This is a genomic window from Rhizobiaceae bacterium, from assembly GCA_023953845.1.
In the GTDB taxonomy this organism is placed as follows: domain Bacteria; phylum Pseudomonadota; class Alphaproteobacteria; order Rhizobiales; family Rhizobiaceae; genus Arvimicrobium.
Map to the genome: position 1 here is coordinate 3,566,930 of JAMLJC010000001.1, position 23,207 is coordinate 3,590,136.

At 65.5% G+C, this 23,207-nt stretch carries 16 protein-coding genes; 8 read left to right on the plus strand and 8 right to left on the minus strand.

Annotation, left to right across the window (positions count from 1 at the left end):
* Nucleotides 1–77 precede the first annotated feature (77 nt).
* From M9955_17595 to M9955_17610, 4 genes are all read left to right on the plus strand, one after another.
* Nucleotides 78–1,610: a Do family serine endopeptidase gene (locus M9955_17595; GenBank protein ID MCO5083456.1), complete on the plus strand. Its 1,533-nt coding sequence runs from the start codon at nucleotides 78–80 to the stop codon at nucleotides 1,608–1,610.
* Nucleotides 1,611–1,805: 195 nt separating this feature from the next.
* Complete coding sequence (locus M9955_17600; protein ID MCO5083457.1) at nucleotides 1,806–2,483, plus strand: response regulator transcription factor; 678 nt, start codon at nucleotides 1,806–1,808, stop codon at nucleotides 2,481–2,483.
* Nucleotides 2,484–2,511: 28 nt separating this feature from the next.
* The gene (locus M9955_17605; GenBank protein ID MCO5083458.1) at nucleotides 2,512–3,966 is read left to right on the plus strand and encodes a HAMP domain-containing histidine kinase; all 1,455 of its coding nucleotides are present in this window, start codon (nucleotides 2,512–2,514) and stop codon (nucleotides 3,964–3,966) included.
* Nucleotides 3,963–6,926, plus strand: coding sequence for a bifunctional [glutamine synthetase] adenylyltransferase/[glutamine synthetase]-adenylyl-L-tyrosine phosphorylase (locus tag M9955_17610; protein MCO5083459.1), 2,964 nt, complete (start codon nucleotides 3,963–3,965; stop codon nucleotides 6,924–6,926). Before M9955_17605 ends, M9955_17610 begins: the two co-directional genes overlap by 4 nt.
* A gap of 18 nt (nucleotides 6,927–6,944) precedes the next feature.
* Here M9955_17610 and M9955_17615 read toward each other — a convergent pair whose 3' ends face one another.
* Together M9955_17615 and pepN are read right to left on the minus strand one after the other, a co-directional pair.
* Entirely contained in the window at nucleotides 6,945–9,266 is a 2,322-nt protein-coding gene (locus M9955_17615) for an ATP-binding protein (protein MCO5083460.1), read from the minus strand.
* Nucleotides 9,267–9,419: 153 nt separating this feature from the next.
* Nucleotides 9,420–12,062 carry an aminopeptidase N gene (gene pepN / locus M9955_17620; GenBank protein MCO5083461.1) on the minus strand — a complete coding sequence of 881 codons (2,643 nt, stop codon included), beginning with the start codon at nucleotides 12,060–12,062 and terminating at the stop codon, nucleotides 9,420–9,422.
* Nucleotides 12,063–12,233: 171 nt separating this feature from the next.
* Here pepN and M9955_17625 point away from each other — a divergent pair, with 171 nt between their 5' ends.
* Together M9955_17625 and M9955_17630 are read left to right on the plus strand one after the other, a co-directional pair.
* On the plus strand, nucleotides 12,234–14,540 hold the full coding sequence (locus tag M9955_17625; protein ID MCO5083462.1) for a xanthine dehydrogenase family protein molybdopterin-binding subunit: 2,307 nt from the start codon (nucleotides 12,234–12,236) through the stop codon (nucleotides 14,538–14,540).
* Between the two features lie 12 nt (nucleotides 14,541–14,552).
* Nucleotides 14,553–15,500 carry a DMT family transporter gene (locus M9955_17630; protein ID MCO5083463.1) on the plus strand — a complete coding sequence of 316 codons (948 nt, stop codon included), beginning with the start codon at nucleotides 14,553–14,555 and terminating at the stop codon, nucleotides 15,498–15,500.
* A 137-nt stretch (nucleotides 15,501–15,637) separates the two neighbouring features.
* Here M9955_17630 and M9955_17635 read toward each other — a convergent pair whose 3' ends face one another.
* Nucleotides 15,638–16,555 carry a uracil-DNA glycosylase gene (locus tag M9955_17635; GenBank protein ID MCO5083464.1) on the minus strand — a complete coding sequence of 306 codons (918 nt, stop codon included), beginning with the start codon at nucleotides 16,553–16,555 and terminating at the stop codon, nucleotides 15,638–15,640.
* Nucleotides 16,556–16,592: 37 nt separating this feature from the next.
* A complete protein-coding gene (locus M9955_17640; GenBank protein MCO5083465.1) occupies nucleotides 16,593–17,177 on the minus strand; it encodes a hypothetical protein in 585 nt (194 codons plus the stop codon).
* 272 nt (nucleotides 17,178–17,449) lie between these two features.
* Between M9955_17640 and M9955_17645 the strand changes: the two genes are divergently transcribed.
* Nucleotides 17,450–19,129: an electron transfer flavoprotein-ubiquinone oxidoreductase gene (locus tag M9955_17645; protein ID MCO5083466.1), complete on the plus strand. Its 1,680-nt coding sequence runs from the start codon at nucleotides 17,450–17,452 to the stop codon at nucleotides 19,127–19,129.
* A gap of 118 nt (nucleotides 19,130–19,247) precedes the next feature.
* Nucleotides 19,248–19,841 carry a DUF922 domain-containing protein gene (locus M9955_17650; protein MCO5083467.1) on the plus strand — a complete coding sequence of 198 codons (594 nt, stop codon included), beginning with the start codon at nucleotides 19,248–19,250 and terminating at the stop codon, nucleotides 19,839–19,841.
* 3 nt (nucleotides 19,842–19,844) lie between these two features.
* Here the strand turns inward: M9955_17650 and M9955_17655 are convergent, their stop codons facing one another.
* The 4 genes from M9955_17655 to M9955_17670 all read right to left on the minus strand — a co-directional run bounded on the left by M9955_17655 (nucleotide 19,845) and on the right by M9955_17670 (nucleotide 23,183).
* A complete protein-coding gene (locus tag M9955_17655) occupies nucleotides 19,845–20,879 on the minus strand; it encodes an endonuclease/exonuclease/phosphatase family protein (protein ID MCO5083468.1) in 1,035 nt (344 codons plus the stop codon).
* Between the two features lie 63 nt (nucleotides 20,880–20,942).
* Entirely contained in the window at nucleotides 20,943–22,445 is a 1,503-nt protein-coding gene (locus M9955_17660; GenBank protein MCO5083469.1) for an AMP nucleosidase, read from the minus strand.
* Nucleotides 22,446–22,804: 359 nt separating this feature from the next.
* Nucleotides 22,805–23,005 carry a hypothetical protein gene (locus M9955_17665; GenBank protein MCO5083470.1) on the minus strand — a complete coding sequence of 67 codons (201 nt, stop codon included), beginning with the start codon at nucleotides 23,003–23,005 and terminating at the stop codon, nucleotides 22,805–22,807.
* Nucleotides 23,006–23,030: 25 nt separating this feature from the next.
* The gene (locus M9955_17670; protein MCO5083471.1) at nucleotides 23,031–23,183 is read right to left on the minus strand and encodes a hypothetical protein; all 153 of its coding nucleotides are present in this window, start codon (nucleotides 23,181–23,183) and stop codon (nucleotides 23,031–23,033) included.
* Nucleotides 23,184–23,207 lie beyond the last annotated feature (24 nt).

The window sequence follows — 23,207 nt, forward strand, 5'->3', positions numbered from 1 at the left end:
CGCGGTAATGTGCCGTTTCCTATTTCTCGGTCCAAGGATGCGGCCCCCCGCGCATCTCTTTCTAGAGGACCAAGAAGATGAAAACTCCCTCCAATATCCCTTCGCGCACCCGGGCCCGGTTGCTCGCGGCGGTCGCATCGGTGGCCATCGCCGGCTCGATCGGTCTGGGCGCCGCCGTCACCGGCACCGCGCCGGTTCTGGCCGAGGCTGTCCGCGTCGAAGCGCCTCAGGCTCCCGGCTTCGCCAATGTCGTCGAAAAGGTTTCCCCGGCCGTCGTCAGCGTCCGGGTCAAGTCCAGGATCGAGCCGGCCTCGGACGACAGCGCCCAGATGTTCGGGGGCGACGGCCTCGAAAACCTGCCGCGTGACCATCCGCTCTATCGCTTTTTCCGTGAATTCCGCGGCGATCGCAACGATCAGGATCGCAAGGCGCCGCGCTTCGGCCGCCGTGACCGCGACCACGACCGGCGCGTGACGTCGCAAGGCTCCGGCTTCTTCATCTCCGAGGACGGCTACCTCGTCACCAACAACCATGTCGTCGAGAACGGCACGGCCTTCACCGTGGTCACCGATGACGGCAAGGAACTTGACGCGAAGCTCGTCGGTACCGATCCACGCACCGATCTCGCAGTCCTGAAAGTCGACGGGGACCAGAAGTTCACCTACGTCGCCTTTGCTGATGACGCCACGGTGCGCGTCGGCGACTGGGTCGTGGCCGTCGGCAACCCGTTCGGCCTCGGCGGCACGGTGACGGCGGGTATCGTCTCGGCGCGCGGCCGCGACATCGGCGCCGGGCCCTATGACGACTTCATCCAGATCGATGCCGCGGTCAACCGCGGCAATTCCGGCGGTCCCGCCTTCAACCTCAATGGCGAGGTCGTCGGCATCAACACCGCGATCTTCTCGCCATCCGGGGGCAATGTCGGCATCGCCTTCGCCATTCCGGCGTCGACGGCGCAGGAAGTCGTCAACGATCTGATGAAGGACGGCACCGTGTCGCGCGGCTGGCTCGGCGTCGAGATTCAGCCGGTGACGCAGGACATCGCCGATTCCATCGGCCTCGAAGGCACGAAGGGCGCGCTGGTGTCCAACGCACAGGACGATGGTCCGGGCAAGAAGGCCGGCATCAAGGCGGGCGACGTCATCACTTCGGTCGATGGCAAGGAAGTGACCTCGCCGAAGGAACTCGCCCGCCTGATCGGTGCGATGCAGCCGGGCAAGGCGATCGACGTCGTGCTGTGGCGCGGCGGCAAGTCGGAAACGCTGAGCCTTACGCTCGGTGAACTGCCCAGCGGCGACAAGCAGGCTTCCGCCAGCCAGCCCGGCCCGGTCGAGCCAGGTACGCTGGAGGACATGGGCCTGACTGTCACGCGCGCCGAGGACGGCAAGGGTCTGGTCGTGACGGATGTCGATCCGGGCAGCGATGCCGCCGATCGCGGCATCCAGGCCGGCGACGTCATCACCTCCATCAACTCGATGGAGGTGAACGGCACGCAGGATATCGAGAAGGCGCTCGCCGAGGCCTCCAAGGCGGGCCGCAAGGCGGTCCTCTTCCAGATCACCCGCGACAGCAACAACCGCTTCGTCGCGCTGCCCCTGGCGCAGGGCTGATACCCGGCCGCGCTCTCCGCGATCCGACACCCCCCGGATCGCGGAGAGGAAAGGCGGGGCCGAGGCCGGAGCGTTTGTCAGTTCCACTCCGGCCTTGCGGCAGCGGCCTCCCAAACAGCCGCTGCCGCACCCACACAGGATGCCGCCATGAACATGCGTGCCGCACCGCATCGGGAATTGTCGTATAACGACGCAATGAAGATTCTTGTGATCGAGGACGACCGCGAGGCTGCGGACTATCTGCGCAAGGCGCTCGACGAATCGGGGCACAATGCGCATGTCGCTTCCGATGGCGAGACAGGTCTCGTCATGGCCGAGAGCGGCGACTACGACGTGCTGATCGTGGATCGCATGCTGCCGCGACGCGACGGCCTCTCCGTCATCACCGAACTCAGGGCGCGCGGCAACCGGGCGCCGGTGCTCATCCTTTCGGCGCTGGGGGAGGTCGACGACCGCGTGACGGGCCTGCGGGCCGGCGGCGACGACTATCTCACCAAGCCCTACGCGTTCTCGGAGCTTCTGGCGCGCATAGAAGTGCTCAACCGCCGCGGCGGGGCGCGGGATGCCGAGACCGTCTACCGCAGCGGCGACCTCGAACTCGACCGGCTGTCCCATACGGTGCGCCGCGCCGGCAAGGAGATCGTGCTGCAGCCGCGCGAGTTCCGCCTGCTCGAATATCTGATGCGCCATGCCGGGCAGGTCGTGACCCGCACCATGCTTCTCGAAAATGTCTGGGACTATCACTTCGACCCCCAGACCAACGTCATCGACGTTCATATCTCGCGGCTGCGCGGCAAGATCGAAAAGGGCTTCGAAGGTCCCGTGCTGCATACCATCCGCGGCGCGGGCTACATGCTGAAGGCCGGCCAGTGACGCGCTTCGCGGATTTTGCCCGGTAGACATGGCGACCGCGCTCCCGCCCATCCTGCGAACGACGGCGTCCCGGCTTTCCGCGCTTTATCTCCTCCTTTTCGCGGTCTGCGCGGTCGTGCTCGTCTTCTACATGACGTCGCTGTCGGCGCGCATGCTGACGGCGCAGACGATGGAGACCATCAACGAGGAAGCAAGCGATCTCGGCCGCGCCTACCAGCGCGGCGGCCTGCCTCTGCTGGTGCGGATGATCGGCCAGCGCTCGCGCCAGCCCGGCGCCAACCTCTATCTGATCGCGGACGCCAACGGCCGCATCCTCGCCGGAAACGTCGAAAGCCTTCAGCCGGGCATCCTCGAGACGGAAGGCTGGACCGAGGTGCCGTTTCGCTATGAGCGGTACGGTGAGAGCGGCGAGCGCAGCCAGGCGCAGGAGAACGCCACTTTCCCGGAGGCCAGGATCGATCCGCGCGCCAGCCACGATGCGATCGCGCTGGTGCTGAGATTGCCCAACCAGATGATTATTCTTGTCGGCCGCGATCTGGGCGAGCCGCAGCGCTTCCGGGACGTGGTGCGGCAGTCGTTGATGATCGCGCTGGGCATGATGGGTCTGGGCGGCATCCTCATCTGGTTCCTCGTCGGACGCCGGGCGCTCATCCGCATCGACAACATTTCGCGCGCCGGTCGCCGCATCATGGGCGGCGACCTCAACGGCCGTCTCCCCGTAACCGGCGCGGGCGACGAGTTCGACCGGCTGTCGGAGAACCTGAACGCCATGCTGGCCAAGATCGCCAGCCTGAACGACGGCCTGCGTCAGGTCTCCGACAACATCGCCCATGATCTGAAGACGCCGCTGACCCGCCTGCGCAACCGCGCGGAAGGCGCGATCAGCGCCAATGCGACGCCGGAGGAGTACCGGGCCGCGCTCGAACAGACCATCCGGGAGTCCGACCAGCTCATCAAGACGTTCAACGCGATCCTGATGATCTCGCGGCTGGAGGCCGGCTATTCGTCCGAACAGACCACCTCGATCGATCTGTCGGCGACGGTGCGCGATGTTGCCGAATTGTACGAGCCGCTGGCGGAAGAGGCCGGCGGGAGGATCGAAGTCGCCGTGGATGACGGCGTCACGATCGAGGGCAATCGCGAGCTTGTCGCCCAGGCGCTTTCCAACATCGTCGACAACGCCATCAAATACGCTTCCGCCGATGGCGCGAAGCCGGAAGTCCGCATTCATCTCGAAAAGACGGCCGGCGAGGTTCGCCTCTCCGTGAGCGACAACGGACCGGGCATTCCCGATGAATCCGACCGGAAACTCGTGACGGAACGGTTCGTGCGGCTGGAGAAAAGCCGGTCGCAACCGGGCTCCGGCCTCGGGCTCAGTCTCGCCAAGGCGGTGATGAAATTTCACGGCGGCAAGCTTGACCTGACCCCTGCGAATCCCGGATTGACCGTGATCATGAGTTTTCCGGGGAGGGAAAGCGGATGACGAAAGCGGGCCGCGAGGCGAAGGGGGGGTCTCCGTGGTTTGCCGGATCGCCACGCCCGCTCACGCCGCTCGACCCCGCCGATGCCCGGAACGCGCTCGCCGAATTCGGCGAATTGACGGAAGAAAACGGGCTGGCCCGCCTGTCGGAACTCTGCGCCTCGGGAAGCGGCGATGCGGCGTTCCTCGGCAGCGTGTTCGACCTGTCCGAATTCATGCGCGATACCGCCCGCCGTCAGCCGGAGGCGCTGGAACGCCTGTTCGACACGTCCGTGGCGAAGCGGCTGGCCGAGATAGAGGCGGCCATCGCGGAGCTGCCCCATGGCGACGACGCAACCGAGAGCGGCCTGATGAAGAACCTGCGCCTGTTGAAGGGCGAGGCGCATTTCCTCATCGCGCTCGACGACCTGGCCGGCGAGGCGGATGTGTCCGAGACCGTCGCGCGGCTAAGCCGGCTGGCCGATGCTTCCGTCAAGGCGGCAATCGATTTCCTGCTGCGGGACGCGCATGAGCAGGGCAAGCTGAAGCTTCCCGATCCCGCCAATCCCGCGAAGGATTCCGGCTTCATCGTGCTCGGCATGGGCAAGCTCGGCGCGCGGGAGCTCAACTTCTCCTCCGACATCGACCTGATCGTCTTCTTCGATCCCGAAGCGCCGGCAATTCTCGATCCCTGCGATGCCGGCGACATGTTCGCGCGGCTGACGCGGCGTCTCCTGCGCATCCTCCAGGATCGCACAGAGCACGGCTACGTCTTCCGCACGGATCTCAGGCTGCGGCCCGATCCCGGCTCGACGCCGCTCGCCATCCCCGTACTGGCGGCGCTGCATTACTATGAGAGCCGGGGCCAGAACTGGGAGCGCGCGGCGATGATCAAGGCGCGCGCGATCGCGGGCGACCTGAAGGCGGGCGAGGGGTTTCTGAAGGAACTGCAACCCTATGTCTGGCGCAAGTATCTGGACTATGCGGCCATCGCCGACGTCCATTCGATCAAGCGCCAGATTCATGCGCACAAAGGCCATGGCGAGATCGCGGTGCTTGGCCACAACGTAAAACTCGGGCGCGGCGGCATCCGCGAGATCGAGTTCTTCGTGCAGACGCAGCAGCTTATCGCCGGCGGTCGCTTCCCGGAGCTGCGCGGCCGTGAGACCGTGGCGATGCTCGGGGAGCTTGCGGAGCATAACTGGATCACAGCAGACGCGCGCGACGTGCTGACCCGGCAATACTGGTTCCTGCGCCGTGTCGAACACGCGCTGCAGATGATCGCCGACGAGCAGACGCATACGTTGCCGGACGACGAGGAAGAACTGGAACGCGTGGCGCGCCTGCTCGGCTACGCCGACGCGGCCGGCTTCTCCGCTGACTTCCGCGCTTCCCTGCACGCGGTCGAAAAGCACTATGCCGCACTGTTCGAGACCGCGCCGGAACTGTCGTCCGGCATCGGCAATCTGGTCTTCACCGGCGACGTCGACGATCCCGACACGCTGGAGACGCTGCATAATCTGGGCTTCGAGCGGCCGAGCGACATCTGCCGCGTCATCCGCACCTGGCATTTCGGCCGCTATCGCGCGACGCAGTCCGCCGAAGCGCGCGAGCGCCTGACCGAACTCACGCCGGCCCTGCTCAAGGCCTTCGGCGGCACCCGGCGCGCGGACGAAGCGCTGATCCGCTTCGACGAGTTTCTTGCCGGTCTTCCAGCCGGCATCCAGCTTTTCTCACTGTTGCAGTCCAATCCGGCGTTGCTGCAACTGCTTGCCACCATCATGAGCGCGGCGCCGCGTCTGGCGCAGATCATCACGCGCCGCCCGCATGTGTTCGACGGGCTGCTCGACCCGTCGCTGCTCTCCGAACTGCCGAACCGCGCCTATCTCGCCGAGCGCCTGGAAACCTTCCTCGGCGGCATCGTCGCCTACGAGGAAGTTCTCGACCGTCTCAGAATCTTCGCCTCGGAGCAGAAATTCCTGATCGGTGTGCGGCTCCTCGCGGGCGCCATCGATCCGCAACGCGCCGGCAAGGCGTTCTCCGATCTCGCCGACCTGACCATCGGGGCGGCGCTCGACGCTGTCTGTGATGAGTTCGCCGTCCGCCATGGGCGCGTGCAGGGTGGGCGGGTGTCGGTGCTCGGCATGGGCAAGCTCGGCAGCCGCGAACTGACCGCCGGTTCGGATGTGGACCTTATCCTGCTCTACGATCACGACCAGCGCGCCGAGGAATCGGACGGCGAGAAGCAGCTGGCCCCTTCGCATTACTATTCGCGGCTCACGCAGCGCCTGATCGCCGCGGTTTCCGCCCCCACCGCGGAAGGCGTGCTCTACGAACTCGACCTGCGGCTGAGGCCATCCGGCAACAAGGGGCCGGTTGCAACTCATGTCGACGCGTTCCGCAAATACCAGCGCGAGGAAGCCTGGACGTGGGAGCACATGGCGCTGACGCGCGCGCGGCCGGTCGCCGGAGACGCGTCGCTTGCCGCCGAGATCGAGGCAGAGATCGCCGGGGTGATGGCCCGGCCGCGCGACTTCGGCAAGATCGCCGCCGAGGCTGCGGAGATGCGCCAGCTGATCGAGACGGAAAAGCCGCCGCACGATCTGTGGGACATAAAGCTCATCCCCGGCGGGCTCATCGACCTCGAATTCATCGCGCAGGTGGCGCGGCTGACCGGGCGGGTGGACGCCGATGCTCACACCACATCGACCCTCGGATTGCTGCGCCATCTGGCTCCTGATTTCGCGTCAGAGCAGGTCCGCGGCGAACTCGCCGATGCGTATTCGCTCTATCTGGCGCTGACGCAGATGATAAGGCTGTGCCTCACCGGCGCCTTCGAGCGCGACGACGTGCCGCCGGGGTTGGCGGACCTGCTGCTCGGCGTGACCGACCTGCCGGACTTTGGCGTGCTGGAAGCGCATCTCAAGGAAACGTCGCAGACGGTGCGGCAACATTTCGACCGGCTGCTGCCCGCGAAGCGGTAGCGGTCCGGGCTCTTCGGTTCAGGCTGCGAGACGCATTTCCTGCGTCGGAATCCTGACCGATACGATGGTGCCGGAACCTTCCGTCGAACGGATCTTCAAAGAGCCGCCATGCAGTTCGGCCAGCGAGCGCGAGATGGCGAGGCCGAGTCCCGATCCGGCGTGGCTCTTCGAGAACTGGTTGGCAACCTGCTCGAACGGCTTGCCGAGCTTCTTCAGCGCGCGTTTGGGAATGCCACAGCCATTGTCCTCGATGGTGAGGCGCATGGCGCCTGCCACGTTGCGGGCGCGCACCGAGATGCGGCCGCCATGGCCGGTGAACTTCACCGCATTCGACAGGAGGTTGATGAGGATCTGCTTGACAGCGCGCCGGTCGGCGAAGACGGTCATCTCGTCGGCGATCTGCGTGTCGACGGTGATTTCCTTCTCGCCGGCCTGCAGCGCGATCACGCGCACCGTCTCGCTGATCAGCGGGTTGAGGTCGATCTCCTCGCGCTCCACCGAGAATTGCCCCGCCTCGATCTTCGACATGTCGAGAATGTCGTTGATGACGTTGAGCAGGTGCATGCCGGCGCCGTGAATGTCGTTCACATACTCGTCGTAGCGCGGTGACCCGATCGGCCCGAAGATGCGCGACTGCATCATTTCCGAGAAGCCGATGATGGCGTTGAGGGGCGTGCGCAGCTCGTGCGACATGTTGGCGAGGAACTCCGACTTGGCGCGGTTCGCCGCTTCGGCCCGTTCCGTCTCCTTCATGTATTTGCGGTTCAGATCGACCAGTTCCTTCGAGCGCTCGCCTTCGGATTTGCGGGCGACGCTGAGGTCGTGGATCGTCGCCATCAGGCGCCGCTCGCTGTCGACCAGCTTTTCCTGATGCTGTTTCAACTGGGTGATGTCGGTGCCGACCGACACGACGCCGCAGTCCTTGGTCTTCAGTTCGTTGACCTGGAGCCAGCGCCCGTCTTCCAGCAGGCGTTCATAGGTCGCCGCGCCCCGGCTGCCGTCGGCATTGGCCAGCCGGCGCTCGGTGACGAACGGCTTCAGGTGCTGCTCGATCTCCTCGCGCGGCGTGCCGGGCTTCAGATCCTTGCCGGCGACGCCGACATATTGCTGGTACTTCGTGTTGCACATGACGAGCTTCTCGTCGGCGTCCCACAGCACGAAGGTCTCGGAAATGTTCTCGATGGCCGTCCGCAGGCGCAGGTCGGCCACCTCGGAGCGCTGTGTCAGGTGATATTGCTCGGTGACGTCGATGGCGATGCCCATCAGGTGGATTTCCAGCGCATCGGGATCGACGACCTCGGCGCGCGCGCGAATCCAGACCCATTGGCCGTCGGCATGACGCATGCGGAAGACGCGGTCGATGCAGTCCGTCTCGCGTGCCGCAATCTGGCCGGCGAGATCGTAGAGGTCGGCATCGTCGGGATGGATGATTTCGGCCACGCGCCCGAAGGAGAGCATGGAATCGCAGGGCTGGTAGCCGAGAATGTCGTACATCGAACGCGACCAGTACATCTTGCCGCGCGCCATGTCCCAGTCCCAGAGGCCGCAGCGGCCGCGCATCAGGGCGAGATCGATGCGCTCATGCGCGCGGCTGTAGACGCGGTCCGCCGTCTGCGCGCGCGCCGCCTGTCCGAAATAGGCGTAGAGGATGACGAGCAGGACGCCAGCCGTCAGCACGAACATCGTCACGCTGAGCGACACCGCCTGGTTCCACTCGGCGAGCAGCAGTTCATGCGGCACCAGCGCCACGGCCGCCGCGGTGCGGCCGTCTGTCAGGTCGAGCGCCGCGTACCAGGGCTTGCCGTCGATCTTCACCTCGATGATGCCGGCGCGCTCGCCGAACATGAAGAGGGGCTGTCCGCCGGTGATGATGGCGTCCAGCGGACGCCTGTCCCAGCCGATCGACGACGGCGTGACGGCCACGATGTTGAAGTCGCGGTCGGTGATCGCGAGCACGTAGCTGTCCCTGATGTCGCCATATTGCAGCTCGCGCTTGAGGAGATCGGCGCTCAGATCGGCGTTCGGCGTGCTGCCGATGCCTTCCAGCATCAAGGCGTTGGACAACTCGCTGGTGACCAGCGCCAGCATGGCGCGCGCGTTGCGCTCGATATCGTCGCGCGAGGCGTCGAGCGATACCGCACGCGCGATGGCGATAACACCGAGGAACACCACGATGAGCACCGGAATGGCGCGTTTCAGCACCGGTTCCAGTTCCAGCAGGAACCGGTAGGTGGGTTCCGCGAAGAGCCGCGCGCCGACCGCAGGCGCACCCGGCTGCATGGCCAGATTCCTGACAAAGGACGACCGTCCGGGCGCGCGCCACGCGTCCGTGTTAGCCATTGCTCCGGCTCCCCAAGCTGGTTCTCTAATGAGTGATTCGGACCCCTGACTCCCGAATCTGGCCTAAAGAATCAGACGTGATTCGCCTTGTCCAGTGGTGTCTCGATAAAATCCGAATCACCGGCGTCCGGGCGCGCAGATCGGCGCCGCGGATCACGCCAATGTGCGCTCCACGATGTCGCGGAGATCGGCGGAGAGTTTCGGCGTGGCCGCGATGGCGAGCAGCGCCTCCCGTGCCTTGGCCTGCCGCTCCGGCTCCAGCGAGCGCCAGGAGCGCAGCGCCGTCGCGAGCCGCGCGGCGACCTGCGGATTGCGTCGCTCGACGGCGAGAACGGTATCGACGAACAGGCTGTAGCCGGCGCCGTCCGGCCGGTGGAAACCGGTCTGGTTCGCGCTGAAGAAGGTGCCGGCAAGCGACCGCACGCGGTTCGGATTGCCGATCGAGAAAGCCGGGTGCTTCATCAGCGCGCGCACCCGGTCGGCGGCGGCATGTCCCGGCACGCCGGCCTGGATCATGAACCACTTGTCCATCACCAGCGGGAAGCCTTCGAAGCGCTGCTCGAATTCCGCCAGCGCGCGCTGTGCGGCGTCGGTCCCGGCCTGGCGGTGGGCGAGCGTGGTGAGGGCTGCGGCGCGATCCGTCATGTTGGTGGCAGAAGCGAAATGCGCGTAGGCGAGATCCCCGCCTCCCGGCAGCGCAGCCAGATAGTCGAGCAGCGCGTTGCGCAGCGCTCGCCGGCCCGCGCTGGCGGCATCCGGCCGGAACGGTGCGTCGGAGCGAAGCGCGTCGTAGAGCGCGTGAAAGCTGTCCGCATTGCCGCTCGCGATGGCGCGCGCAAGCATCTCCCGCGCCTTCCAGATGGCGTCCGGATCGATGTTGGAGCCGATTTCGCGTGCCACGTCCGCTTCGCCGGGCAGGGTGAGCGCCAGCGCCCGGAACGCATGCTCCAGCGCGTCGTCCGCGGCGATCTTTCCGGCGACGGAGGGGATCTGCGCCGCGAAATCGGGCTCCTTGTCGCCGCGCAGCCGGCGAAACGCGCCGATCAGCTCGTCCGTCAGCAGGCCGTTGAAGGCCTGCCAGCGGCCGTAGGTGTCGCTGTCGTGACCGGCGAGGAAGACGCGGTCGTCGTCGCTCATCTCGATGCTCATGGTGACCGGGGCTGAAAACCCGCGATTGAGCGAGACCACGGGACGTTCGGCGATGCCGGTGAACCGGACCGTGTGGCGCCGTTTCTTCAGGTGGATGACGCCATCCTCGACACCGGCGCCGCTGGCGGACCGGTATGCCATGTCGCTGCCGTCCGGGCCGACCAGCCCGAAGGCGAGCGGGATGTGCATAACCTTCTTGCGCGATTCCGACGGAGTCGGCGGAGACGACTGCTCGATCTCCAGCGTCAGTTCCTGCTGGGCGGCGTCATGGTTCACGGTGACCGTCAGGTTCGGCGTTCCGGCCTGATGGTACCACAGCGCGAACTGGGCGAGGTCGCGTCCGGAGACGTCCTCGAAGCACTTCAGGAAATCCTCGATGGTGACGGCCTGACCGTCATGACGCTCGAAATAGAGATCCATGCCGCGCCGGAACAGATCGGCGCCGAGCACGGTGCGGATCATCCGCACGACCTCCGAACCCTTCTCGTAGACGGTCGCTGTGTAGAAGTTGTTGATCTCCCGATAGCGGCGCGGCCGCACCGGATGGGCGAGCGGACCCTGATCCTCCGGGAATTGATGCGCCCTCAGCGTCCGCACCTGGGCGATGCGGGCGACGGCGCGCGAGCGCTGGTCCGAGGAGAACTCGTGGTCACGATAGACCGTCAGCCCTTCCTTCAGGCAAAGCTGGAACCAGTCCCGGCAAGTGATTCTGTTGCCTGTCCAATTGTGGAAATACTCGTGCGCGATGATCGCCTCGATATTGGCGAAGTCGGCGTCGGTAGCGGTCTCTTCATCCGCAAGCACGTATTTGTCGTTGAAGATGTTGAGGCCCTTGTTCTCCATCGCGCCGAAGTTGAAGTCCGAGACGGCGACGATGTTGAAGGCGTCGAGATCGTACTCGCGGCCGAACACCTCCTCGTCCCATTGCATCGAGCGCTGCAGCGCGTCCATGGCGTAGCGGCACTGGTTCTCCTTGCCGCGCTCCACATAGATGCCGAGATCGACCGTCCTGCCGGATGCGGTGACGAACCGGTCCCTTATCTGCCCGAGATCGCCCGCAACCAGCGCGAACAGATAGGACGGCTTCGGATGCGGATCGTGCCAGACGGCGAAATGCCGGTCGCCGCCGAGTTCTCCACGCTCTCCGGGATTGCCGTTGGAAAGCAGGCAGGGAAGGGCGCGCGGCGCCTCGATGCGCACCGTGTAGACGGAGAGGATGTCCGGCCTGTCGAGGAAATAGGTGATGCGCCGGAAACCCTCAGCCTCGCACTGCGTGCAATAGACGCCATTCGAGAGATAAAGCCCCATCAACGCCTGATTCTGCGAAGGAGCGACGACCGTCTCGATCATCAGGCGGAAACGGTTCGCGCGCGGGGGCTTCATGATCGTCAGGTGCTCGGCATCGACCGCATAATCCACGCCGGCAGGCGGCTTGCCGTCTATCTCCAGCCGCTTCAGCGCCAGTCCTTCGCCGTCGAGCACCAGCGGCGCATCCTCCGCTGCGCCCGCCCGCCGTTCCACGGTGAGTTCGGCCCGCACCAGAGTGTCGTCCGGCGAAAGGCGGAACGTCAGTCGCGTTTCGGGAATGAGGTAGTCGCTGGGCCGGTAGTCTTCGAGCCGGAAAATCTGTCCGGTGTCAGTACGCATGGATTTTCGTTGTCCGATCGTTCTTCTGTCTGGGAGACCGCCGTATTCCCGCGTGATGCCCCGATATGGCGCAACAAAATACGGATGGTGCTCTTTACACGAAAGCGCTGGTCGACAAAACTGAAAGCCGGCCTATTTCCTGCGCCACAATCCAACCGTACCGGAGCAGTCATGACCCTCGTCACACCGAAGTTCGGGATGGGCGCGTCCGTCCTACGCGTCGAGGACCAGACCTTCATCAAGGGACTGGGCCGCTATACCGACGACATCAAGCAGCAGGGGCTGCTGCATGGCTACGTGCTGCGCTCGCCCGTCGCCAAGGGCAGCTTCCGCATCCTGTCGACGGACGCCGCCAAGGCCGCGCCCGGCGTGCATCTGGTGCTGACGGGCGCGGACATCGCCGACCTCAATCCGCTGAGGTCCGGAGCGATGCCGCGCCAGCCGGACGGCACCAAGGCGCCGACGCGCGACATCCACATCCTTTGCCGCGACCGCGTCCAGTATGTGGGCGACGCGGTGGCGTTCGTCGTCGCCGACACGCGGGCATTGGCGCAGGACGCGGCCGAACTCATCGAGATCGAGTTCGACGCCGAGGACGCCGCGCCTTCCGCCGCCACGGCGCTGGACGAGGGCGCGCCGCTCGTCTGGCCGGAACTCGGCACCAATCGCGCCTACACCTATCACATCGGCGACCGGCAGAAGGCGGAGGCGGCTTTTGCCGACGCGGCTCATGTCACGCGGATCGAATTCCGCAACAACCGTCTCGTCTGCAACTACATGGAGGCGCGCGCCGCCATCGGCGAGTGGGACCGGGCCAAGGACCGTCTGGTACTGACGACCGGCTCGCAGGGCGTGCATTCGATGCAGAAGATCATTGCGAAGCAGGTCTTCGGCATCGACCAGAAGAAGCTGCGCGTGATCACACCCGACGTCGGCGGCGGTTTCGGACCGAAAGCCTTCGTCTATCGCGAATATGTGCTGGTGCTGGAGGCGGCGCGTCGTGCCGGCCGGCCCGTCAAATGGACCTGCGACCGCACCGAGCATTTCCTGACGGACGCGCAGGGCCGCGACAATGTCGTCACGGCCGAGATGGCGCTCGACAAGGACGGCCGTTTCCTCGCGCTGCGGGTGGACCTCAAGGCGAATATGGGCGCGTATCTTTCCCAGTATGCGCCCGATATTCCCGTCATCGGCGTCTCGATGACCACCGGCGTCTACGACATCGGCGCGATCGACGTGTCCGTGACCGGCGTCTACACCAACACCTGTCCCGTCGACGCCTATCGCGGGGCCGGCCGTCCGGAAGCCGCTTTCCTGATCGAGAAGATGGCGGATGCCTGCGCCCGCGACCTCGGCCTGACCTATGACGAGATCCGCCGCCGCAATTTCATCAGGCCGGAGCAGTTCCCGTACAGGACGCCGACCGGACGTAGATACGACGTCGGCGAGTTCGAGGGCCATATGACCCGGGCGATCGAACGCTCCGGCTGGAAGACTTTCGACGAAAGGCTGGCGGCTTCGAGGGCGGCCGGGAAAATTCGTGGCCTAGGCATGGCGACCTATATCGAGGCCTGCGCCTTTCCGGGCTCGGAACCGGCTCGTGTTGAGCTCAATGGCGACGGCACCGTAACGCTTTTCATCGGCACGCAGACGAACGGGCAGGGCCATGCGACCGCCTATGCGCAGTTCCTTGTCGACAAGCTGAACATCGGCATCGACCGGATCAGGGTGCATCAGGGCGACACCGACGAGCTCAATGACGGCGGCGGCACCGGCGGCTCGCGCTCGATCCCGCTCGGCGGCGTTTCCACGGCGCGCGCCGGCGAGGACCTTGCCGAGAAGATCAAGCGCGTCGCGGCCGACGAGCTGGAGGCCTCGGCGGCCGACATCGAGCTGGTGGACGGCTCCGCGCGCATCGTCGGCACCGACCGCTCCATCAGCTTCGCCGATGTGGCCAAGGCCGCGAAGAAGCCCGAAGACCTGCAGGGCTTCGGCGAGTTCGTGCAGGACGAGGCGACCTATCCGAACGGCACGCATATCTGCGAGGTGGAGATCGATCCGCTGACAGGCGAAACCGAGATCGTCCGCTACACCATCGTCGACGATTTCGGTGCAACGGTGAACCCGGTGCTGCTCGCCGGTCAGGTGCATGGCGGTGTCGTGCAGGGCATCGGTCAGGCCCTCACCGAGGATACGGTCTATGGCGAGGACGGCCAGCTGCTGACGGCGAGCTTCATGGACTACGCGGTGCCGCGCGCCGACAACGTGCCGTCCTTCAGCTTCGAGACCCGCAACGTGCCGTCCACCACCAACGCCATGGGCATGAAGGGCGCGGGCGAGGCGGGCACGATCGGCTCGACGCCGGCGGCGATGAACGCGGTGACGGACGCTCTCTACCGCGCCTACGGCATCCGTCATATCGAGATGCCGGCGACCCCGTCCCGCGTCTGGGCAGCCATACGGGACGCCGGCCGCTAGGTCCTGATCCTAGTGAGCGGCGGTTCGCAGGCGCAGCAGGACAACCCACTGACGGGAATCGCCTTCAAGGTGCTCTCCGTCGTGGCGTTCATCGGCATGACCTCCCTCATCAAGGCATCGGGACAGGTGCCCGCCGGGCAGATCGTCTTTTTCCGCTCCTTCTTCGCCGTGCCGCCGATCCTGCTGTTCCTTGCCTATCAGCGGGAGCTGCGGACGGCGTTCCATACGAAAAGGCCGTTCAACCACTTCGCGCGCGGGCTGGTCGGCGTCACCTCCATGGGGCTCGGCTTCTTCGCCCTGACACGCCTGCCGCTGCCCGAGGCGATCACGCTGAACTACGCCCAGCCGCTGCTGGTCGTGGTGTTCTCCGCAATCTTTCTTGGCGAGACCGTGCGCGCCTATCGCTGGACGGCCGTCGTGATCGGCCTCGTCGGCGTCATGATCGTCTCGTGGCCGAAGCTGACGCTCTTCGGCAGCAGTGCGGCACTCGACTCCGAGGAGGTGCTGGGCGTTTCGGCGGCACTGGGCGCCGCCGCCGTGTCCGCGGTCGCCATGCTTCTCATACGCAGCCTCGTACACACGGAACGCACCGCGACCATCGTGCTGTGGTTCTCGCTGACCGCGAGCGTATTGTCGCTGCTCACGATACCCTTCGGCTGGGAGCGCCTCGGCTGGCAGCAGGCGGCGCTGCTTGTCGGGGCCGGTGTCTGCGGCGGTGTCGGCCAGATCCTGATGACGGAAGCCTACCGACATGCCGAGGCGTCGACCGTCGCGCCCTTCGAATATACCTCGCTGATGCTCGGCGTGGCGATCGGCTATTTCGTCTTCAGCGAGGTTCCCACGATCCACGTCGTCGTGGGCGGCGCGATCATCGTCGCCGCCGGCATCTTCATCATCTGGCGGGAGCGCCAGCTCGGCCTGCAGCGCGCGGCCGCGAAAAAGGCCGCGCCGCCGCAGTAGAGCGATCGGGATTTCGCGGGAATTGCTCTTAAAGCGTGTCGCATCGAACCGGAATCAGGCGACACACGTTAAGTTATTGTTTTTCGCATGTCGTTGTCCCGAAGCCGGTTTCCACTTTCGGGCGACATGCTTTAGCTTCAGGGCGTTGCGGATTGCAGCATGCGCAGCTTCGCCTTGACCTCGAGGAAGTCCCGCCAGGCGAGCTTCTTGTGCGCCGGCGTCCTCAGCAGATAGGCCGGATGCAGCGTCGGCATGGTCGGGATCTCGACGCCCGCGGCCGTCGCGTGTTTGCGCCAGTTGCCGCGCAGCCTGAGAACGCCTTCCGTCGTCTTCAGCAGCACCTTCGCCGACGGCCCGCCAAGCGTCACGAGCAGCTTTGGCCGTACAAGCTCGATCTGCCGCTCGATGAAGGGGCGGCAGATTTCGGTTTCCTGCGGCGTCGGCGTGCGGTTTCCCGGCGGCCGCCACGAGATGACGTTGGCGATGTAGGCGCTCGTCCGGTCGATCCCGATGGCCGCCAGCATGCGGTCCAGCAACTGGCCGGAACGACCGACGAAGGGTCGTCCTTCGATGTCCTCGTCGCGGCCGGGCGCTTCCCCGACAAGCATCAGGTCCGCATCAGGATTGCCGTCCGAGAAGACGAGATTCTTCGCTGTGAATTTCAGATTGCAGCCGTCGAAAGACGCGAGATGCGCGCGCAGCTCTTCCAGAGACCGGGCGCTCTGCGCCAGTTCGCGCGCCAGCATGATCTGGCGTTCGTCGGGGACGGCGGCCGTCGCGACCGGCCTGTCCGGCACCGCGTCGTAGAGCCGCCGATCCTCATCCGAGGGCGCCGGAGGATTGGGTTTCTCCTCGCTGGGGGAGGGCGGCATCCGAGACGGGGCCGGAGGCGGCATGCCTCGTACAACCGTCTCCGCTATGGTGCGCTTCTCGCTGAGCGCCGCTGCGCTGAGCAGCCGGTTGGACGGGGTTTCCTCCAGCGCGTCGTCCACGCCCGCCTCCCGATAGAAGGCGAGAATGTCGCGCAGCGCTTCCCGGGACAGAGTTTCAGCCATGCCATGACCTACCGCGTCACGGGCATGCGGCGCAACGTCATGACAGCGGAATGCGGGGGTCCTGCACCAGATAGAATTCCGGTCGCGGTGTGAAATCCGTGATCATGAACTCGAACGAACCGGTTTTCAGCGGGTCGATCCGGCCGTCGGTGAAGCGCAGCCGGTCGTAGGGTTCGAAATTCCTGCTGAAGCTGGCGAAACTGTCGGATGAGATGTTCCGGCCGTCGTCGCGCCTCTGGTCGAAGGAAAGGCCGTCGCTGAAGATGCTCGCCTGACCCTTGCGCTCCTGCAGCTCGAATTCGAACTCGGTCCAGGCCTGTCCGCTGTTGTTAAGCGTTTCCAGTCGTATGCGCAGTGTGCCCGTGGCGAACTCCCGGGGATCGTCATAGGTCAGCCCCAGCTTGATCGCGCGGATCACCAGCGTCACCGGACTGGACGACGTGAACTCCTGCGTGACGACGATCGGATCTTCGCGCAGCCCCGTTCCGGTGACCGAGGTGATGGTGAAGCCGCCAAGCTCGTCCGACACCGAATAGGGGCCGGCGGCCCAGACCTTGTGCTCGTCGGCCCGCGCCTGCGCGGCGAGCAGCAGGACGAGCGCTATGGCCAGCCTTTTCCTCAAATCACGGCTCCTCACCGGATCGAAGACAGTTTCGCGGTCCGACTATGAACGAGAACATCGCGGCCGGCCATACAAATCGATTCAGCTGTCTGCGGAGTGCGCTGGTGCATTGACCCTCCTGCCAACGGAACGTATGGCGTCGCGCGTGCCATTCCATGATGCCGGCAAAGCTGCGCTCCCCGCGTCGCCGTGGCCGGTTTCCCGATTTGGCGGAATACGCTAAGCAACCGAAACGCCAGCATGATTTTGGGTCAGCCAGCCAGGAGTGAGCGATGAGCGAAGTCGAACGGGAAAGCATGGAATTCGACGTCGTGATCGTCGGGGCCGGTCCCGCAGGCCTCTCCGCCGCCATCCGTCTCAAGCAGCTCAATCCCGATCTGTCGGTCGTCGTTCTGGAGAAGGGCGGCGAGGTCGGCGCGCATATCCTCTCCGGCGCGGTCGTGGACCCGATCGGCATTGACCGGCTGCTGCCCGGCTGGCGCGAGGAAGGCGACCATCCGTTCCAGACTGAGGTGACGGACGATCATTTCCTCGTACTGGGTCCCGCCGGCTCGGTCCGCCTTCCGAACCTCTTCATGCCGCCGCTGATGAACAATCACGGCAACTACATCGTCTCGCTGGGCAATGTCTGCAAATGGCTGGCCGGCAAGGCCGAGGCGCTGGGCGTCGAGATCTATCCGGGCTTCGCCGCCGCCGACCTGATGTTCGACGATAACGGTGCGGTGATCGGCGTCGTCACCGGCGACATGGGCGTCGAGCGCGACGGCACGCATGGCCCGGCCTATGCGCCTGGCATGGCGCTGCTCGGCAAATATGTGCTGATCGGCGAGGGCGCCCGCGGCTCGCTCGCCAAGAAGCTGATTACTCGTTACGGCCTTGACCGGGACCGCGATCCCGGCAAGTTCGGCATCGGCCTGAAGGAGCTCTGGCAAGTCAAGCCGGAGAAACACAAGCGCGGCCTCGTGCAGCACTCCTTCGGCTGGCCGCTCGGCATGAGCACCGGCGGCGGCTCGTTCCTCTACCATTTCGACGACAATCTGGTCGCCGTCGGCTTCGTCGTCCACCTGAACTACAAGAATCCGTGGCTCTCGCCTTTCGAGGAGTTCCAGCGCTTCAAGACCCACCCGGCGATCCGCGACACCTTCGAGGGCGGCAAGCGCATCTCCTACGGCGCCCGCGCCATCACCGAGGGCGGCTGGCAATCGGTGCCGAAGCTGTGTTTCCCCGGCGGCGCGCTGCTCGGCTGCTCGGCCGGCTTCGTCAACGTGCCGCGCATCAAGGGCTCGCACAATGCGGTGCTGTCCGGCATGCTTGCCGCGGAGCATGTGGACGAGGCCATCGCCGCCGGCCGCGCCCATGACGAGCTGCAAAGCTACGAGAATGCCTGGCGCGAGAGCGATATCGGCCGGGACCTGAAGAAGGTGCGCAACGTCAAGCCGCTCTGGTCCCGCTTCGGCACGGCGGTGGGCATTGGGCTGGGCGGCCTCGACATGTGGACGAACACGCTGTTCGGCCTTTCCCTCTTCGGGACGCTGAAGCACGGCAAGAGCGATGCGACCTCGCTTGAGCCCGCCGCGCAGCACCGGAAGATCGACTATCCGAGGCCGGACGGCGTGCTGACCTTCGATCGATTGTCGTCGGTGTTCCTGTCGAGCACCAATCACGAGGAAGACCAGCCCGTTCACCTGCAGGTCGGCGACATGGACCTCCAGAGACGCTCCGAGCACGACGTCTTCGCCGGCCCCTCGACACGCTACTGCCCGGCCGGCGTCTACGAATGGGTCGACAAGGACGGCAATTCCGCCGCCGATCCGGACGTCAAGGATGTACGCTTCGTCATCAACGCGCAGAACTGCGTCCACTGCAAGACCTGCGACATCAAGGACCCGAACCAGAACATCAACTGGGTGCCGCCGCAGGGCGGCGAGGGACCGGTCTATTCCGGCATGTGAGTTGTGCCGGCTGTTGCCCCGTGGCGACAGCCGGACAACGATTCCACGCCTCACCCGATTATGCGTTGAACGTGCGTTTTCCCTGTGTTTTCGTGGTGAAAACAAGGAACATTGCCCCATGCGCACGGCGCTTTTCGCCGCAATGGCCGCCATTTCCTGCCTGGGCGCAGTCCAGCCCGCCTTCGCCGGTATCACCGTCAACACGACGACGACCACCTATGCGATCTCCGGACAGACAGGCTACGACCTGCTGAAGCAGATGGACCGCAAGGGGCCGAAGCACGGATTCCTCACCCGCGCCATCGCCCAGACCCGTTATGCCGTGAAGTGGGACATTTCATGGAAGGTGAAGGGCTCGACCTGCCGTGTCGACAAGGTGGCGGCCGTGCTCGAGGTGAACTACAGCTATCCGCGCGTCACCTCGCGGATGAGCCCGGCGCTCTCGAAGCGCTGGAATGCCTTCATGCGCGGCGTGAGGAAGCACGAGGAGGTTCACGGCGCGCTCGCCAGGCGCATGGTGGTGTCGGCGGAAAGTTCCGTCCGCAATCTTTCGGTGAAGCGCGATCCGAACTGCCGGCAGGCCCGCGCCGAGGTGAAGAAGCGCGTCAATGCGACCTATGCGAAATTCGAGGCGCAGCAAATCGCGTTCGATGAGCGTGAGCACCGCGACGGCGGTACGGTCGCCGAACTGGTCGAGCGGCTGGTGCGTTAGACGTTACAACCTGCGAGCCGATGCCGCGATCGAAAGCTCCGTCAGCACAGTGATCTGTGCGCCGGGCGCCTGTTCCGGCGCGCGGATGCCGAATTCGATCAGGATCGGCAGGTGATCCGACCCGGCTTCGGGCAGTGTATGGCCGGAATAGAGCACCACGTCGCCTTTCGCGAAGACATGGTCGATGGGCAGGCCGATCCATGGCCGCCACGCGGCCGGAAAGCCGCTTGAGAGCCAGGTCGGTCCCGGCGACTCCATCGGCGTCAGCGCACCCGCCGCCATCACCCGCCGCGCCGTCCGGCTCCACGGCGCCGCATTGAGGTCGCCGGCGAGGATCGCGTTCTGTCCGAGGGATGCGAGGTCGGGCGTAAGCCTCGTTACCTGCCGCGACTGTCCGAAAGGCCATGGCCAGCCGAGATGCAGCGCTGCGAGATCGACCGCGACGCCGTCCAGTTCCACCTGCGCGATCGCCAGCGAGCCGTCGCCCGCGCATTCCGTCATCCTGCCGATGCCGAACGGCTCTTGCGACAGGATCGCGGTGCCGCCGACGCCGGAGGTTCGACCGCATCTCAGCTGGTACGGGTAGAGGTTCGTGAGGCCGCGCAGCTTCCCGGCCCACATGTCCGAGACCTCCTCGAGCAGAACGAAATCCGGCCTGAGTTCGTCCAGCAGAACGACGACGCGCTCCGGGTCCGGATGGTCGTAGCGAAGATTGAACTGCATCAGCCTGTAGCCGCGCGCCGCCAAGGGCTTGCGCTCGAAGCCGGCATGCACCTGGCCGACGCCCAGGGCGGGCAGGCCGAGAGCCGAGACGATCGCGGCTCCGCCAAGCACCAGCGCCATGATCCCATGCGCCCACCAGCGCGACAGGAACAGCGGCAGCGCCGCAGGCATCATCAAGGCGGCCAGATGCACGCGGAAATGCGCGAAGGAATCGAACGCCGGGTGCAGCGCGCCCAAAAACCCCGCCACCAGCGGCAGCGACAGGAGAAGCGTCGTCACCAGCGACACGCGCATCGCGACAGGTCGGGACATCATGGCCGCTATTGCGGCAGGAAAATCGGCAGGATCAAGGCCGCGATGCGCAGATCCCGCTGTTCGTCACTGGAACGCAGTCTCGGAAAAACTCCGCAGCTTGCGCGAATGCAGGCGTTCCACGGGCATTTCGGCCAGCTTCTCCACGGCGCGGATTCCGATGGTGAGGTGCTGCGCCACCTGCCGCTTGTAGAATTCGGTCGCCATGCCGGGGAGTTTCAGCTCGCCATGCAGCGGCTTGTCGGAGACGCACAGCAACGTGCCGTAGGGCACGCGGAAGCGGAAGCCGTTGGCCGCGATCGTCGCCGATTCCATGTCGAGCGCGATGGCGCGGCTCTGCGACAGGCGCTGCACGGGGCCGCGCTGGTCGCGCAGTTCCCAGTTGCGGTTGTCGATGGTGGCGACCGTGCCGGTTCGCATGATGCGTTTCAGGTCGTAGCCGGTCAGCCCGGTGACTTCGGCGACCGCCTCCTGAAGCGCGACCTGGATCTCGGCGAGCGGCGGGATCGGCACCCAGACCGGCAGGTCGTCGTCGAGCACATGGTCCTCGCGCACATAGGCGTGCGCCAGCACATAGTCGCCCAGCGCCTGCGTGTTGCGCAGCCCGGCGCAGTGGCCGAGCATCAGCCAGGCATGCGGCCTGAGCACCGCGACATGGTCGGTGATCGTCTTGGCGTTGGACGGGCCGACGCCGATATTGACCATGGTGATGCCGCCATGGTCCGGCTTGACGAGATGATATGCCGGCATCTGCGGCATGCGCGGCGGCGTCGCGCCCTCCTGCGGCGCGGCATCGCCGACCGGCGTGACGACGTTGCCGGGCTCGATGAAGGCAGTGTAGCCGCCACGCGAATTGGCCACCATGTCGCGCGCGTAGACGCAGAACTCGTCGACATAGAACTGGTAGTTGGTGAACAGCACGAAGTTCTGGAAGTGCTGCGGGCTGGTCGCCGTGTAATGCGACAGGCGGTGCAGCGAATAGTCGATGCGCTGCGCCGTGAACGGCGCCAGAGGCCTCGCCTCGCCGGGCATCACCTCGAACGTGCCGTTGGCGATGTGGTCGTCCGTTCCTTCGAGATTGGGCACGTCGAAGATGTCGCGGATCGGCCGTTGCAGGCGGTCGGCGATGGTGCCGTCGACATAGGTGCCTTCCAGGAAGGCGAAATGCAGCGGGATGGGCGTGCGCGATTCACCTACCGTGATCGGCGTGCCGTGGTTGCGCATGATGAGCCGCAACTGCTCGATGAGATAGCTTTCGAAGAGATCGGGCCGTGTGATCGTGGTGGCGAAGGACCCGGGATTCGGCACATGACCGTATGCTTGGCGGGAGTCGACCTGGGTGTAGGAACTGGTGGTGATGCTGATTTCGGGATAGTAGGCCCGAAAGCGCCGGTCCGTCGCACCGGTCTGTCCGAGCGACATGAAGGCGTCGCGGAGGAACCTGGTGTTGCGGTCGTAGAGTTCCTTCAGGGCTTCGACCGCCGCCCGGGCGTCCGTGAAATTCCGGGGAGGGCGAGGCTCCGGGCTCTCGACCGTTTCGATTGCGCGTGGATAGATTCTCTTTTGCATATCCCATTATAGGGATTGTCTGTGACAAGCGGGAGGTGGGGTTTCGCGCAGCCGGGAAAATCCTTGCGGGGACAGGGAAGCGCCGTGCTAGAGCCTTTCAGGGTTACCCGGAATCGTTCTGCCGGAGAGCATTTGGTCCCAAGGTCGAGGGTTTCGGCGAAGGGCGTGGTGGCGCCACGGCCGAGCCGAAAGCCGAAGGAAATGGGCCAAATGCACCCGGCCCGAAGGGTTTGCCGCTGGCGAACGCCCGCCTTGTCGGCCGGATTTGGCCGTACCCCCGGTACGACCTGCACCGGCCTTCGCACGGATCGTCCCGCCATCGGACAAACAGAACCGTTTCCGGGTAGCCCTGAAAGGCTCTAGCGACGCTGCAGGCTGACCAGCAGGACGAAGCCCATGCCGGTGTTCTTGATCGCCGGGGCCTCGATCACCGCGTCGCGCTGGCCGGCGATCGAGGGGACCGCCAGCACGGGCGCGCCGATCAGCATGGCGATCATCGCGGCGCGCGGCAGCATGCGCAGCGTCTTTGCGATGGCTTTGGTCAGGCGGTTCCTGGTCATGGTCTTGCGTCGATCCGTCGGCCGTTCAGAGACAGTTCGCGGACTGCTCGAACAGGCAGGCGATGCCCGCATTCGGCTGCCAGCTCCGTTCGCTGCGCCCATGCGCCACGATGCTGGCGAAGAACATGCTGAAGAGCGTGAGCAGCAGGCAGACGATGGTGAAGCGGCGTGCGAGCATCGAGGTGTCCTTTCGATGGCTCGC

What these genes read in the sequence shown, in the direction of transcription:
- M9955_17670 (MCO5083471.1), bottom strand. Translation starts at nt 23,183, where the DNA reads ATGCTCGCACGCCGCTTCACCATCGTCTGCCTGCTGCTCACGCTCTTC.
- M9955_17655 (MCO5083468.1), bottom strand. Translation starts at nt 20,879, where the DNA reads ATGATGTCCCGACCTGTCGCGATGCGCGTGTCGCTGGTGACGACGCTT.
- M9955_17660 (MCO5083469.1), bottom strand. Translation starts at nt 22,445, where the DNA reads ATGCAAAAGAGAATCTATCCACGCGCAATCGAAACGGTCGAGAGCCCG.
- M9955_17635 (MCO5083464.1), bottom strand. Translation starts at nt 16,555, where the DNA reads ATGGCTGAAACTCTGTCCCGGGAAGCGCTGCGCGACATTCTCGCCTTC.
- M9955_17650 (MCO5083467.1), top strand. Translation starts at nt 19,248, where the DNA reads ATGCGCACGGCGCTTTTCGCCGCAATGGCCGCCATTTCCTGCCTGGGC.
- M9955_17600 (MCO5083457.1), top strand. Translation starts at nt 1,806, where the DNA reads ATGAAGATTCTTGTGATCGAGGACGACCGCGAGGCTGCGGACTATCTG.
- M9955_17610 (MCO5083459.1), top strand. Translation starts at nt 3,963, where the DNA reads ATGACGAAAGCGGGCCGCGAGGCGAAGGGGGGGTCTCCGTGGTTTGCC.
- M9955_17605 (MCO5083458.1), top strand. Translation starts at nt 2,512, where the DNA reads ATGGCGACCGCGCTCCCGCCCATCCTGCGAACGACGGCGTCCCGGCTT.
- M9955_17595 (MCO5083456.1), top strand. Translation starts at nt 78, where the DNA reads ATGAAAACTCCCTCCAATATCCCTTCGCGCACCCGGGCCCGGTTGCTC.
- M9955_17645 (MCO5083466.1), top strand. Translation starts at nt 17,450, where the DNA reads ATGAGCGAAGTCGAACGGGAAAGCATGGAATTCGACGTCGTGATCGTC.
- pepN (MCO5083461.1), bottom strand. Translation starts at nt 12,062, where the DNA reads ATGCGTACTGACACCGGACAGATTTTCCGGCTCGAAGACTACCGGCCC.
- M9955_17665 (MCO5083470.1), bottom strand. Translation starts at nt 23,005, where the DNA reads ATGACCAGGAACCGCCTGACCAAAGCCATCGCAAAGACGCTGCGCATG.
- M9955_17615 (MCO5083460.1), bottom strand. Translation starts at nt 9,266, where the DNA reads ATGGCTAACACGGACGCGTGGCGCGCGCCCGGACGGTCGTCCTTTGTC.
- M9955_17625 (MCO5083462.1), top strand. Translation starts at nt 12,234, where the DNA reads ATGACCCTCGTCACACCGAAGTTCGGGATGGGCGCGTCCGTCCTACGC.